12 protein-coding genes are annotated in these 12,977 nt (G+C 55.1%); 9 read left to right on the forward strand and 3 right to left on the reverse strand.

Annotation, left to right across the window (positions count from 1 at the left end):
* Positions 1 to 392: 392 nt before the first annotated feature.
* Complete coding sequence (locus tag EPD59_RS01635) at positions 393 to 1,490, forward strand: energy transducer TonB (RefSeq protein WP_205703465.1); 1,098 nt, start codon at positions 393 to 395, stop codon at positions 1,488 to 1,490.
* 189 nt (positions 1,491 to 1,679) lie between these two features.
* Here EPD59_RS01635 and EPD59_RS01640 read toward each other — a convergent pair whose 3' ends face one another.
* Both EPD59_RS01640 and EPD59_RS01645 read right to left on the reverse strand, forming a co-directional pair.
* Positions 1,680 to 2,507, reverse strand: coding sequence for a glycosyltransferase family 2 protein (locus EPD59_RS01640; protein ID WP_240731568.1), 828 nt, complete (start codon positions 2,505 to 2,507; stop codon positions 1,680 to 1,682).
* 138 nt (positions 2,508 to 2,645) lie between these two features.
* On the reverse strand, positions 2,646 to 4,949 hold the full coding sequence (locus EPD59_RS01645; protein ID WP_133271264.1) for a hypothetical protein: 2,304 nt from the start codon (positions 4,947 to 4,949) through the stop codon (positions 2,646 to 2,648).
* Between the two features lie 179 nt (positions 4,950 to 5,128).
* Here EPD59_RS01645 and EPD59_RS01650 point away from each other — a divergent pair, with 179 nt between their 5' ends.
* The 3 genes from EPD59_RS01650 (at position 5,129) to EPD59_RS01660 (ending at position 7,865) form a co-directional block, all read left to right on the forward strand.
* Positions 5,129 to 5,656: a carbohydrate binding domain-containing protein gene (locus EPD59_RS01650; protein WP_133271265.1), complete on the forward strand. Its 528-nt coding sequence runs from the start codon at positions 5,129 to 5,131 to the stop codon at positions 5,654 to 5,656.
* 141 nt (positions 5,657 to 5,797) lie between these two features.
* Positions 5,798 to 6,349, forward strand: coding sequence for a hypothetical protein (locus EPD59_RS01655; RefSeq protein ID WP_133271266.1), 552 nt, complete (start codon positions 5,798 to 5,800; stop codon positions 6,347 to 6,349).
* Between the two features lie 295 nt (positions 6,350 to 6,644).
* On the forward strand, positions 6,645 to 7,865 hold the full coding sequence (locus EPD59_RS01660) for a hypothetical protein (protein WP_133271267.1): 1,221 nt from the start codon (positions 6,645 to 6,647) through the stop codon (positions 7,863 to 7,865).
* Positions 7,866 to 7,884: 19 nt separating this feature from the next.
* Here the strand turns inward: EPD59_RS01660 and EPD59_RS01665 are convergent, their stop codons facing one another.
* A complete protein-coding gene (locus EPD59_RS01665; RefSeq protein ID WP_133271268.1) occupies positions 7,885 to 8,607 on the reverse strand; it encodes a glycosyltransferase family 2 protein in 723 nt (240 codons plus the stop codon).
* 442 nt (positions 8,608 to 9,049) lie between these two features.
* Between EPD59_RS01665 and EPD59_RS01670 the strand changes: the two genes are divergently transcribed.
* The 5 genes from EPD59_RS01670 to EPD59_RS01690 all read left to right on the forward strand — a co-directional run bounded on the left by EPD59_RS01670 (position 9,050) and on the right by EPD59_RS01690 (position 12,920).
* On the forward strand, positions 9,050 to 9,577 hold the full coding sequence (locus EPD59_RS01670; protein WP_240731783.1) for an FkbM family methyltransferase: 528 nt from the start codon (positions 9,050 to 9,052) through the stop codon (positions 9,575 to 9,577).
* 88 nt (positions 9,578 to 9,665) lie between these two features.
* Positions 9,666 to 10,196: a 3-hydroxyanthranilate 3,4-dioxygenase gene (locus EPD59_RS01675; RefSeq protein ID WP_133271270.1), complete on the forward strand. Its 531-nt coding sequence runs from the start codon at positions 9,666 to 9,668 to the stop codon at positions 10,194 to 10,196.
* A gap of 54 nt (positions 10,197 to 10,250) precedes the next feature.
* The gene (kynU, locus tag EPD59_RS01680; RefSeq protein ID WP_133271271.1) at positions 10,251 to 11,537 is read left to right on the forward strand and encodes a kynureninase; all 1,287 of its coding nucleotides are present in this window, start codon (positions 10,251 to 10,253) and stop codon (positions 11,535 to 11,537) included.
* Between the two features lie 78 nt (positions 11,538 to 11,615).
* Complete coding sequence (locus EPD59_RS01685; protein WP_133271272.1) at positions 11,616 to 12,275, forward strand: hypothetical protein; 660 nt, start codon at positions 11,616 to 11,618, stop codon at positions 12,273 to 12,275.
* A 42-nt stretch (positions 12,276 to 12,317) separates the two neighbouring features.
* On the forward strand, positions 12,318 to 12,920 hold the full coding sequence (locus EPD59_RS01690; protein WP_133271273.1) for an alpha-ketoglutarate-dependent dioxygenase AlkB family protein: 603 nt from the start codon (positions 12,318 to 12,320) through the stop codon (positions 12,918 to 12,920).
* Positions 12,921 to 12,977: the final 57 nt, after the last annotated feature.

Below are 12,977 nucleotides of genomic sequence, written 5' to 3' on the forward strand. Positions count from 1 at the left end.
AATGGTCCGCATACCAAAAATCCTCGGCTTAGCTGGCTTTCTATTGATAGCAAGTGGATGTCAGCGCGATAAGCCGGCAACTACCGAAGCATCAGAACCGGAGCTGGCGCAAGCCGAGGATTTTTTGGATACCATTCCGGCAGCTACCCCACTGGATACTACGTCTGGAACATGGCACCGCCTGGCTAGGCGTACCAACCCAAATGCGCCGCTCTTAAGCCGGCGGAGCTTGCGCGGGCCGTAAAATTGCCCCCCGGCGTGCCGCCCCGCCCGAGGCAGAGCTACATGATATTACCCTGAAAGCCAGCGAGTACTTTCGCATTGATCCTACCCAAGCAAGTGAAGTAATTGGGCGGGAAGGTACCATCGTACGAATTCCGGCCGGCTCCTTAGTGACGGAGACGCAAGCCCCGGCCCGCGGTCCCGTGTGGGTAGAGCTGAAGGAGTGTTACTCCATGGCTGATATTCTGCTCTCTAACCTGTCCACCGTTTCCGACAACAATGACCTGCTCGAAACGGGCGGTATTGTACTGATACAAGCCTCAGCTCAGGGGCAGCCGCTGCGCGTGGCCGAAGGACAAACAATCCAGATTGATATGCCTGCGCCGCGCCGCCAGTCGGGCATGCGCCTTTCCTTTGGGCGGGGCGACCGGCGTAAGCACTTGCGCTGGGTGGCGCTTACTCCGGATGCTGAGCCTGCCGAAGAGAAATTCTATACCGAACCTGAGAAAATGCCCGCGTACGGCAAAGGTCCGGCGGATATCAATAAGCTGATCCGATACCCCAAGCAAGCGATTGCTAAGCAAACGCAAGGATTGGTTTTTGCATCCTTCGTGGTCGATGAAGCCGGTCGGGTAGTGAACCCCAAGATTGTGCGGGGCATCGGCGACGGCTGCGACGAGGAGTTGTTGCGGGTGCTACGTCAGACTTCGGGCAGCTGGAAACCAGGTTTGCAAGCTGGTAAAGCCGTGAAAGTAAAAATGGTGCTGCCCGTGCGATTTGCTTTCCACGCGGGGTTGGCCTCGGCTCTCGATAGCGCGGCCACAATCGAAACTACTTCCGACTCCACACAGGAGTTAGCAACAGAAGAAATGCCCCCCGCTGAGCCCAGCTTCAAAGCAGAACCCACCGACCGCTACTTGTTCAGTAGCGGTAAGTTGGGTTGGCTCAACTGCGACCGGGTGTGGCATGCTACCGGCAACCCCGCCACCGACCTGATGGCCACTGCCGATACCGACCCAGGTACCAGCGTGTACCTCGTATTCAAGGAAGCAAAAACATTAGTAACTGGCCAGCCGGAAGAAGGCGGGTATGCTTTCCGAAACGTGCCGGCCAACAAGCGCGCCGTTCTCATTGGCATTCGATACCAAAACGATGTGCCATTCGTGGCCCTGCACGAAACCATGACCGGTCGCCACGCCACCGAAACCCTTGCTTTCCGTGAAACAACCTTGGATGAGCTAGAGCGAATGCTGGCGAAGCTCAAGTAGCCCTGCGCTTTACTAGCTACTTGCTGATGGTGTACGGCTGCTGATAGCTACCGGCGGCATGTACGGGCCCCGGCGTTGGGTTTTGAGATTGGGCCGTTGGAATATTGGTATCAGAAATAATGTAGAGCGGCCGGTGCCGGACGTTGGCGCCAATGCGCGAAATGTATTCGCCGATAATACCAATAGCAATTAGCTGAACACCCCCAGAAACAAGATGCTCACCATCAGCGAAGTCCAGCCGGGTAAGTAGTCATTGTAGAAAAATCGCGTCCAGAACGCGTAGATCATTACAAGGAAGGAGATTCCCGACACGAAGAATCCGCTCACAGTAGCCACTTTCAACGGTACTTCAGAGTATGCCGTCAGGCAGTCGATGGCCAGGCGCAGCATCATGCGGTAGGTCCAGGCAGTTTGCCCCCCAGCGCGCTCAGCCCGGTCAAATTCGATTGCCGTTTGCCGGTAGCCTATCCACGAAATCTGTCCCCGCAGAAAGCGGTTGTGCTCTGGCATCTGCCGTAGCGCGTCTACTACTTTGTATGAGATAATGCGGAAGTCGCCGGTATCCAGCGGAATAGAAATGTTGGTGAGCTTAGCCATCGTCCGGTAAAACAACTTGGACGTGATGCGCTTAAAAATGCTTTCGCCCGCTCGGCGGCGGCGCTTGGCATACACCACTTCGTAGCCTTCCTGCATTTTGCGGTGCAGCTCTGGAATTAGCTCCGGCGGGTCCTGCAAATCGGCATCGATAATAACGGCGGCCCGACCGGAAGAAAGGTTCAGGCCGGCGGCTACCGCGTTTTGCTGGCCAAAGTTGCGGCTGAAGTCGATGTAGCGCACTCGCTTATCCTGTTCTGCCAACTCCCTGATCAACAGCAGCGACCGATCGCGCGAGCCATCGTTTACAAAAATGAGTTCCGTTTGTCCACTCATCGAGTCAATAACACTCCGTAGGCGCTTATACAGGGCCGGAATGTTTGCCTCTTCGTTGTAAATCGGAATAACAATAGAGAGATCCATAAGCAAGTGAACAGGGAACGAGGCGCTTACGCTGATGAGGGAGTTAGGCAGGGCGAAGGTTAAGGGAAGAGTAGTAGCTTAACGAGTTGACAAAACTACTACAACTTCTGGTCAGGCTGGAAACGCTTGTTACGGCGCTCAAGGTTCTAGCGAATAGCCGTTTAGTATCAGGCGGCCTCGCTCATCAACCCAGTATACATCCGTGTCGAGGGGGCGAATCAGGAAGTCATCAACCAGCAGCTCACTGTTGTCATATAATACTTCCAAGCGATCTACGCCTGACTGCACCCGTATCGGAACGGCCACGCGCACCCAGTCGCCATCTATTTCGGTGCTATGCCGCGCATCGGCTACTTGGTGGTCAACGAGCGCACCATTGGCGTACTGCTTTACCTGCATATTACCGTAGCCTTCGGGCATTTTGCCATTCATCCACACGCTCACCTCATAGCGGCCTGTGTCGGCTGGGGCTGGCACGGGGCCATCGTATAAGATAGAAAACTTCCAGTCGGGCTCATAAAAGCCCCCCGCGCCAAGCCTGCCCCGCCGCTCCGGGCTGTTATCATACGACTGCAACAGTACCCCCTTGGAAGTAGTGGCGCGCAGACCGCCCGTCCGCACTGGCAGCGTGGGTAGCAGAGCGGCCGCTTTTGCTCGCTCCTGAGCCCGGGTAGTAGCGGCCAATGCAGCCAGGGGTAACTCATAAAGTTTCACCTCTGCCGACGCGACGAGGGGGCGGGCCAAGCTTACTAGGCGCTGCTCCGCCGGCGATAAAATGCCGGGCGCTACCAGCAGCAAAATAGGCTTATCGGAAGGAAACTGCTTTAGTAGAGGCTTACTTAGTAGCGGGCTGCTGAGCAGCTGCACGTGCCGCAATACCTGGTCTACGGATGGGCGCGAGACGTAGCTTGAGAGCTGAGGCAAGCCTGTAGCAATAGACATGCGGTGGGTTTCGGCGATGGACGCTTCGGAGCCGGGTAAGGCAATTTTGTCGCTGCCGTTATTAAAATAAGGAAGCGGTAGAATTGCCTGAAAATTGCTTGGCTTCTTGCCGGCCCAACTTAGATAGTTGACCAGAAGGTTATTGTCCCGATCCATGAAAGCGCGGGCTCCAGCGCCCAGCGCTACTTCACGCGCTTTAGTCGAGACATTTATCCACGCTTCGCTGGCCCAGATGATCAGAAGGAGTGGTAGCCACGGCAACGCTAAGAGCGACACGCCATGCTGGCGCTGATAGCGCCATAGACGGTACAAATAGTAGGCAGCGTAGGCGGTGAAAACGTAATAGAAAGGCCAGGCAAAGCGCCCCAACGCCCGCAGCTGCTTGATCGGACCCAGGTACTTTACGAAATCGGAGAACCAGGGAAAGATGAAAGGCACGCCAAACGAGAACAGCAGCAACAGGCCGCCCGCCCATAAGCTCGTATACAACGGCGTGGGCATGGCCCGGCGAAGGTGGAGCTTGTGGCCTCGGCGCTTCCACACATGCCGTATCACCCGGAAACCCGAAACCAGAGCTATGCCAGTAGCCACCAGTCCCACGTACGACATGGCCTCGAAGCTGATATCGCCGGCGGGTAGAAGTGCGGCCCATAGTTCGCGCAGGGGCGAAAGGGCTGGGGTAAATACTCCGCTTGGCGTGGCCATGTACACTAGAAAACCATATGGGTTTGGCGGCCGGTCGGTGGTCGGATCAGTCAGCCATAGCCAGCCCCTAAATAGCAGTAAGGGTAGTAGAGCGGCCAAGGTCATGCGCCAAAGCATGGCCATCGGGCGCGGCCGTTGGAAGAAGAGTACCAGTACATGCCCCAACAGAAAAAAGCAGCCGCAGGCCAGAAAGTACACCATCACTAGCCCCATAAGCAGGCTGCTAACGACAAAAACAACGTACCAACGGAGTTTAGTTGGCGCCTCCTGCATGCGCAGAATGCAGTACCACAATATCGGTACGAAGCAGGGGTAGCTCAGCGACATATGTCCCCCAAGACGCTGAATCTGAGGTGATAAAAAACCGATAAGCAAAGCCATCAGGCCGGCGTACACAACTGGCATGCGCAAACGCCGCAGGATAGTATACATCACTAAGGGCGTTACCCAGACGGCCAGCAAGGCCAGCAGATTGGTGATGGCAACCGTATGTTCCGCCGCGGGGATGCCCAGGCGCTGTAGAAGATTGATGCCTACCGCTATCAGCGGCTGCAGATTGGGGTAAGTAAAGTTTTCCCCAAACGGGTAATTCATCCCACTGAAGTGGTGGCCAGTATCATAGAAGGCGTAGTACGCGGTAGCATAGTAGCTTTGCAGACCGTCGCCGGCGGGCAGGAAAAAATAGTCGTTTGGGTTAGCCAGTACAAAAGAGAAAAGCGCAACCAGAAGCGCTGTCGTGGCTAGTCCAACGCCAGCCATCCCCAGCCAGTGCGCGTTTCGACGAGGTATAATCATACGTAAAAGCAGTGCGCTATCAGTAGTTTGGGCAAGCGAGCCAGATGCGTGATAGAGCGAATGAAGAACAGCATGCGGGGGGCAAAACTACGCTATTGCGGCCATAGCCGCCCGCAGTAGTTGTAGTGCTTCCGGCTATATTTGCCGCCGATTACATCTGCTCTCACTATTCCCTTTTTATGCGCCATTTGGCTATTGGGCTCGCCCTAGTACTGCTGACAACAGCTTGTTCGCAGAACGGCAGCGAGAAAAATCCGGCCGGAGCGGCTGGCCGAGTATTGGTTAGCACAAGCTTTGAAGAACTGGAGGGCTGGATACCCGAGAACCCGTCGTTGACCCAAGAAAAAGCTCATACCGGACGGTATTCTGTCAAAATAGATCCCGGCACGGAGTTCAGCCTTACTTACATCAACCAACTGTATCGGCTTTCACCCAAGCGCTTCGACAAAGTGCGCCTGACGGCTTGGGGCCAACTTACGGCCCCGGGCTCAGCGGCCGTCGTCTTTCAGATCACGCACGCCGACCAGACAACTGCTTTTTACGAGAAGATTGACATTACCGAAGTCAACAGTTGGGGCCGGATAGATAAGGTACTGACGATGCCACCAGTGCTAGACCCAGCAGATCAGGTGAAAATCTATCTGTGGCGCGCCACGGCCACGGCTCCCGCTTATCTGGATGATCTCACGCTGAGCGTGGAGCCCTAAAAAAGCCCCCCAGCCAATAGGGAGTTGCTATTCTGTAAAGCTATTTGGCTTGGTTCATCGGCTGCTTTGATTAAAACAACTAGAAACCCTCTGTTCGCAAGCTGGTGTGAAAATTAGCTTGGAGAGTAATATAAACCTTAAATGCGCCCTATCACTGCCTTAGTATCGCTGCTGCTACCCGCCACGCTTTTGTTCGGCTGCACCGGTAGCAGTTCAAGCAAAGGTGCCTCGGCCAACGACAAAACATTGGTAAGCACTGATTTTGACGAGTTTCGTGGCTGGGTTAGCAACGCCGACAGCTCGTTGAGCAACCGGCAGGCGTATAGTGGCCGCTATTCCCTAACCATCGGGGCGGGCCGCGAGTACGGCATGACGTTCAAATACCCACTGGGCGAGCTGAGCGCCACCAAGCCGCGCACCCTGAATGTGCAGGCGTGGGTACGAACTGAGGAAACGACTACGCCCGCCCAACTCGTGGTGGAGGTTCTCAAGCCTGGCACCAATGAGCGCGTCTTCTGGAAAGGGATACACTTATTTGGCGGTAGCAAACCCGGCAAATGGACCAAGTTGAATACCGACCTCGTGATGCCGGATAACATCGCTTTTGACCATATTCTGGGAGTGTACATGTGGGGCAATGGCGCACAGAAACCGGTGTATCTGGATGATTTGCAAATAACTAGCGCCGATTAAACCCTTTGTGTACCTGTAGTCGCAGATTAGGATAGGCTGACGACATTAAATTATCAGTCGGTAAAATATGCTGCGAGATATACACCACATGCTGCGCGCCCATTTAGCAAGCCGTTACAGTGCGTGGATATGGTTTTGTATCACATTCCTGATTTTCTTAACTCATCTCCTAACCTCACGCTACCATGATTTTTATTATGATTCGTCGGGTTATTGGTTTTTAGCCAACACTTTCGATCAGAAGGGCGCCAGCCGATTTTCTTTTTACAATTTTAATAGTGCACTGCGCGGATATTTGCTGCCGCTGCTCCATTATCCGGCGGCAGTAGTAGTGCGCGAGTGGTTTCCGGATGCCATATCGGAAGCAGCCAAAACTATGGGTGCCTTGTGGGCCGGAGCTGTGTTTGGAGTAGCTGGGCCCGCGTTATGGGAAAAAGCATCGGGCAAAGCCGTGAACAACTTGCGCCGGTTATTATTTGTCGGGGTGGGCTTCGTGCTGTGGCGGGATTATTTCAACTTTCCTCTATCTGATTTTCCAAGCGTACTGGCGGTGGTGCTGGCGTTGCTGGTTGCACACCGCGCCCGCAACTATTGGTCGGCGCTGGCGGCGGGAGCATTGGTAGCGGCCGCCGTGTACATTCGGCCGCTAAGCTTATTGGTAACGCCTTTTGTACTAGTGCTTCTCCTTCTCGGGCCAAGTGCACAGACCGACACAGCAGGAAGTAATGTTTCGTGGCTGAAACAGGCCGCACGTTTAGGATTATTTGCACTGGCCTTTTTGCTGTTAGCTATTCCTCAGTATTTGATAAATGTGAATAATTATCAATCGCCTAACCTGTTGATTTTAGGATTGGGGGATGGTGATTTCAGAGTAAACGACGTCGACAATGTTTATTTATTTAAGATAAACGAGGGACTAGATAAGCAGCGTTACGAAACTAATATTGGTACAGATTACCCCATTCCGCAGGCTATTTTTCTGGATCCGGCGGGCCGGGCACTACTGGAGCGCAATGGTAATCCGTTGTTCGATTCTTACTTTAAATACTTTGTGTTTGTCGTAAGCCACCCGGCAGATATGACGGCGCTATATACCCGGCATTTTTTCAATGGCTTGGACGTGCTCTACCCGGGACCCTACGTGAGTAGGATATACGGTTCTACGCTCTCCCTTTCGCTCGTAAATTATACCGTCCTGTTCGCCGCTTTCCTGGTGATTTTGCTTCGCGTGCAGCAGCTGCGTTTAAGGCATTGGCTAATGGTGGGGGGCTTATTTATCACCTGCCTGGCCTCTATGCCGCTGATGATTGAAACCAGGTATTTCCTGCCCTTAGATCTGCTGCTTTACGCCGTCGCCTGCTTCGGTTGGCCTGCTGACTGGCGCTGGACGACGGTGCCCAAACAGCATATTGTCTCGGTGGTTTTAGCTTATTGCTTTTTCGTGGCAATCTGCCTGACATTGTCGAGCAATACGCAGGCTTCCTTATCCTTAAAGCCTAAAACGCTACAGCGGTAGCCAATTTTGCCCCCCAAGGCTACCGGCCTAGGCCGTACCGCAGAATGCACCATAGTGCCCACAGCCCGTCGCGCCAATTGATTTTTTTGCCCTCGGCGTAGGTTCGGCCGTAGTAGCTGATGCCTACCTCGTAGATGCGAATACCGGGAACACGCGCCATTTTGGCGGTCACCTCGGGCTCGAAGCCAAAGCGCTTTTCTCGCAGCACGAGCCCCTGAAGAATATCGCGCCGGAAGAGCTTGTAGCCGGTTTCCATGTCTGTCAGGTTCAGGTCGGTGAACATGTTGGAGAGGAAGGTAAGGACTGCATTGCCGATGCTATGCCAGAAGAACAGCACCCGATGCGGTTTGCCCCCCACGAAGCGGGAGCCGTACACTACATCGGCAAAGCCGCGCACTACCGGTTTGAGTAGAGCGTTATAGTCGGCGGGGTCGTATTCGAGGTCGGCGTCCTGAATGATGATGTAGTCGCCGGTGGCTGCCCGAATGCCGGTATGCAGCGCGGCGCCCTTGCCTTGGTTGGTGGAATGCTGAAGAAGACGCAGCCCCAAGGCGGGGTGCCGGACTGCGTACGTGGTAATCAGGCTGACTGAGGAATCGGTGGAGCAGTCATCAATCAGAATGATTTCCTTCTGAATATTCCCGGCCAACTCTACCTCGCGCAACTGGTCGAGCACCTGTGTGATGGTGCGGTCCTCGTTGTAAACGGGAATGAGAATAGTGAGCGTTTGGAACTTGATCAAAGCAGGGAAGCTAACACAACGGCCCCACGAAAGTAGAAGGTTATGGCCGGAGTACGGGTTTGGCGGCCGCGCGACTTAATAAATTCAATAACGTATTAGGGCTATGTCGGAGCTGTAGCCTTCTCGCTTCACCCAAACCCAAGAGGTAAGGCCACGCATGACATAGTTGCTTACTTTTGCCCCCTATTACTTACCTACGATAGTTTCAGAACCCTTTCATGAAGGAGTTGGCCAAAAAGATTTTAAAACGTATTCCTATTGCTTTTACTAAAAACCAGCAATATGACCGCGACACGGAGCGGGTGCTGCGGGCGGTATGCCACCCGAGGGCAAACTGCGTGGATGTGGGCTGTCACAAGGGCGAAGTGCTGGAGCTTATGCTTAAATATGCCCCCAGGGCCAACATTATGGTTTTGAGCCGATACCGGATTTATATGAAAAGCTGACGGCCCATTTTGCAGATTACGCCAACTGTCACTTCTACCAGCTGGGCCTCAGCAACGTAACCGGCGAAACGTCCTTCAACTACGTGCTCACCAATCCGGCTTATAGCGGCTTTGTGAAGCGTAAGTATGATAAGGCCGACGAAGTAGACACGCTGATTACTGTACGCAAGCAGCCGCTTGATCAAATTTTGCCCCCCGGCACGCGCATCGACCTAATAAAAATTGATGTGGAAGGAGCGGAGCTGGAGGTGTTGCAGGGCGCGGTAAAAACCATTCAGCAGAGCCGGCCCGTTATTATTTTTGAGCACGGCCTAGGCGCTTCCGATTACTATGGCACACGGCCCGAGCACATATATGAGCTACTCACGGGCGCGGCCAACTTGCAGGTGTCTACGATGGCGCGGTGGCTGGCCGGACATCCCGCCTTTACCCATGCCGAGTTTGTGGAGCAGTTCGAAAAGTCGCTGAATTATTACTTCATGGCTTATCCGTTGGAGAAGGCCCAGCTAGGGCAGTCGGCGTAGTAGCGTGGCTGCGTACCCGTTGCTTACGTAAAACGGTAATTATTCCTTACCAGATACCTCGCTCCACCTTCACCAAGTACCAACCTTTATGGCCCTCGCCCGTCCCTTCAACTTTCAGCAGTGGATTGATGAACACCGTCACCTGTTGAAGCCACCCGTTGGCAATCAGCAGGTCTTTACGGATAATAAAGACTTTATCGTGATGGTGGTAGGTGGCCCCAATGCTCGCAAAGACTACCATTATGACGAAGGTGAAGAGCTTTTTCTGCAACTGGAAGGCGACATTGTGCTCAAAGTAATCGAGGATGGTAAGCCAGTGGATATTCCGGTGCGGGCCGGCGAGATGTTTCTGCTGCCGGGCGGCGTACCCCACTCGCCCCGGCGCCCGGCTGGTTCCATAGGGCTGGTGCTGGAACGCTACCGCACCGCTGGCGAGCTGGATGGGTTCCTGTGGTACTGCGAGAACTGCGGCACCAAGCTGCACGAAGAGTACGCCGAAATAACGGACATCGTACAACAATTGCCCCCCATCATGAACCGGTTTTGGGAATCGGAGGAACTACGCACCTGCCGCAACTGCGGAACGGTGATGGCGAAGCCTGCGCCAGTACCCGCCTAGCGGGGGGCTAATTGGTGTGAGTAAGCCAATCCATTGTGGCTATCTTTGCTTCCGATGACCACTTTCCAAGCCACCCCCGAGTTCGCCGCCACCCTCGACGCCCAAGATCCGCTCCGCCGCTTCCGTGAGCAGTTTCATATTCCGCCCGCGCCCGATGGGGGCGAGAGCATCTATTTCTGCGGTAATTCGCTGGGTTTGCAGCCGCGCACCGTGCGGGCCGCCATTGAGGAGGAGCTGGAATCGTGGGAACGGCAGGCCGTAGAAGGACACTTTCGCGGTAAATCGCCGTGGATGCCCTACCATGAAACGCTGGCCGACTCGACGGCCCGCCTAGTAGGTGCTAAGCGGCTGGAGGTCATTGTGATGAATAACCTGACCACCAATCTCCACTTACTGCTTATTTCCTTTTACCGCCCCACGGCCACGCGCTACAAAGTGCTGATGGAAGGGGGCGCATTTCCCTCCGACCAGTATGCGGTGGAATCACAGGTGAAGCTGCACGGCTATGCGCCCGATGATGCCATTGTGGAACTGGTGCCCCGCCCTGGTGAGCGCACCCTGCGCACCGAGGATATTGAAGCTAAAATCCGGGAAGTAGGCGAGGAGCTGGCCCTAGTGCTATTGGGGGGCATTAACTACTATACCGGCCAGGCTTTCGACATGCAAGCCATTACCAAAGCTGGGCACGCCGTGGGCGCCACCGTTGGCTTCGATTTGGCGCATGCAGCGGGCAATTTAGTGATGCACCTGCATGACTGGGATGTAGACTTTGCCTGCTGGTGTTCTTATAAGTATCTCAACTCGGGTCCCGGTGGCGTGAGCGGAGCATTTGTGCACGAGCGCTTCGCCAATCGGCCCGATCTGCCGCGCCTCGCGGGCTGGTGGGGCCACGATGCCTCCGAGCGCTTCCAAATGAAAAAAGGGTTCAAGCCCATGGCTGGAGCCGCAGGCTGGCAACTGGCGAATGGGCAGATTATCGCTTTGGCCATGCACCGCGCAGCCCTGAACATCGTGGATGAAGCCGGGGGCATTGCGGAGCTCCGGCGCAAGAGCGAGCAGCTTACGGCCTACCTGGAGTTTGTGCTGCGTAGCCTGAATTTGCCCCCCAGCATCCTTGAAATCATTACGCCCTCCGAGCCGCAGGCCCGTGGTTGCCAGCTCTCCCTGTTGGTGCACAAAGACGGCCGCGGCCTGTTCGACTACTTCTCGGAGGCCGGCGTAATTGGCGATTGGCGCGAGCCGAACGTGATTCGGCTGGCTCCGGTGCCGCTATACAACACCTTTGGCGAAGTGCAGCGCGTGGGGCAGCTACTCAGCAAATGGGCAGAACGGGTACGTTAGCTGTTCGTTTTGGAGTGAATTTACGTAGAGGAATTTGTGGCTGTCCTTTTTTCAGCCTCCTCGCCCTTCATACCTAAGATGACTGAAGATTACGTGGCCAAAATGGGCCGCAAAACCCTCGCTGAACTTCACCAGTATGTGAGCGGCCGCAGCCAGTACCGCGAAGATGCCGTGCTGGCCGCGCTCGATGAGCTGGCCCGGCGCGGTGAGCCCCACCCCGACGACGCCCAACTGCGCCCCGAGTTGGAGGCGGAAGTGCAAAAGCAGGTAGCTCAAGTAGCCGAAGATCAGCAGCGGGCCATAGATGCTACTGCCGCGGAAGAGGCTGCTGAAGCAGGACCAACACTTTACTCGCCCAGCACTATTACTTTGTTTTCGGTGGTATTCTCGATGCTGGCTGGCGGGGCTTTGTTGGCGCTTAATTTCCGCGCTCTTAAGCGGACCGGCGCTACAGTGCGGCTGGTTTTGTTTATAGTGGCTTACTTGGTTATTGGGGGGCTAATTCTGAATTGGGTGGTGCAGCGCTATGGTTTGAATCCCTGGTTTGGTGCCTTCTTCGATCTGCCGGCTATTGTGGTGTATATCTTCTGGTTTTGGCCGCGCTACGTGGGCGCTACGCCCTACCAGAGTCGCAGTTGGCTTTTGCCATTTATCATTTGCGCAGCCATAAAAATTGGCCTTACTCTATGGGTAGCTAGTTTTCTGACTAAGTTTATCGGTACGCTGCCGGGCCGATAATTCATTGTGAGGCATCTCAATCAACGTCATAGATAATCGGCTGTGTCGCTCACGTTATTGCCCCTGCCCGATGCCGAAGTGCTGCTCGATCCGCACTTTTTGCCCCCCATAGAGGCAGAGGCTCTTTTTCAGGAGTTGCTCAATACCATTCCGTGGCGGCATGAGCCTATCAAGCTGTTTGGCAAAGAGGTAATGCAGCCCCGCCTGACCTCCTGGCACGGCGACCCTGCCGCTCGCTACCGTTACTCGGGGCTTATTCTGGAGCCGCAGCCCTGGACGCCCGCCTTGCAGCGTTTGCGAAAGCAGGTAAGCGAGGCCACAGGTGCCGAATTTAACAGCGTGCTACTCAACCTTTACCGCACCGGTCAGGATAGTATGGGCTGGCACGCCGACAATGAGCCAGAGCTAGGGCCCCATCCTGTTATTGCCTCCGTGAGCTTGGGTGCAACCCGGCGCTTTCGGCTCCGACCCGGTTCCGGCACCCCACCGTATGCGCCCTTGGGGCTGGATTTGCCCCCCGGTAGCCTGTTGGTAATGCGCGGGCCCACCCAACAACGCTGGCAACATGCCCTGCCCAAAACGGCCCGCCCCATAGAAGCGCGCTTGAATCTGACCTTCAGGCGTATTGTTGAGGCCAGAAATTAACTTTAGGAGTAAGATAATTGCCCCCCCAGCCATCGTCTGGGCGTATTCATTTGGCTG

This window comes from Hymenobacter radiodurans (assembly GCF_004355185.1).
GTDB lineage: Bacteria > Bacteroidota > Bacteroidia > Cytophagales > Hymenobacteraceae > Hymenobacter > Hymenobacter radiodurans.

Excerpts from the sequence above, each read along its gene's own strand:
- EPD59_RS01640 (WP_240731568.1), bottom strand. The coding sequence starts at position 2,507 with ATGGATCTCTCTATTGTTATTCCGATTTACAACGAAGAGGCAAACATT.
- EPD59_RS01645 (WP_133271264.1), bottom strand. The coding sequence starts at position 4,949 with ATGATTATACCTCGTCGAAACGCGCACTGGCTGGGGATGGCTGGCGTT.
- EPD59_RS01650 (WP_133271265.1), top strand. The coding sequence starts at position 5,129 with ATGCGCCATTTGGCTATTGGGCTCGCCCTAGTACTGCTGACAACAGCT.
- EPD59_RS01655 (WP_133271266.1), top strand. The coding sequence starts at position 5,798 with ATGCGCCCTATCACTGCCTTAGTATCGCTGCTGCTACCCGCCACGCTT.
- EPD59_RS01675 (WP_133271270.1), top strand. The coding sequence starts at position 9,666 with ATGGCCCTCGCCCGTCCCTTCAACTTTCAGCAGTGGATTGATGAACAC.
- kynU (WP_133271271.1), top strand. The coding sequence starts at position 10,251 with ATGACCACTTTCCAAGCCACCCCCGAGTTCGCCGCCACCCTCGACGCC.
- EPD59_RS01685 (WP_133271272.1), top strand. The coding sequence starts at position 11,616 with ATGACTGAAGATTACGTGGCCAAAATGGGCCGCAAAACCCTCGCTGAA.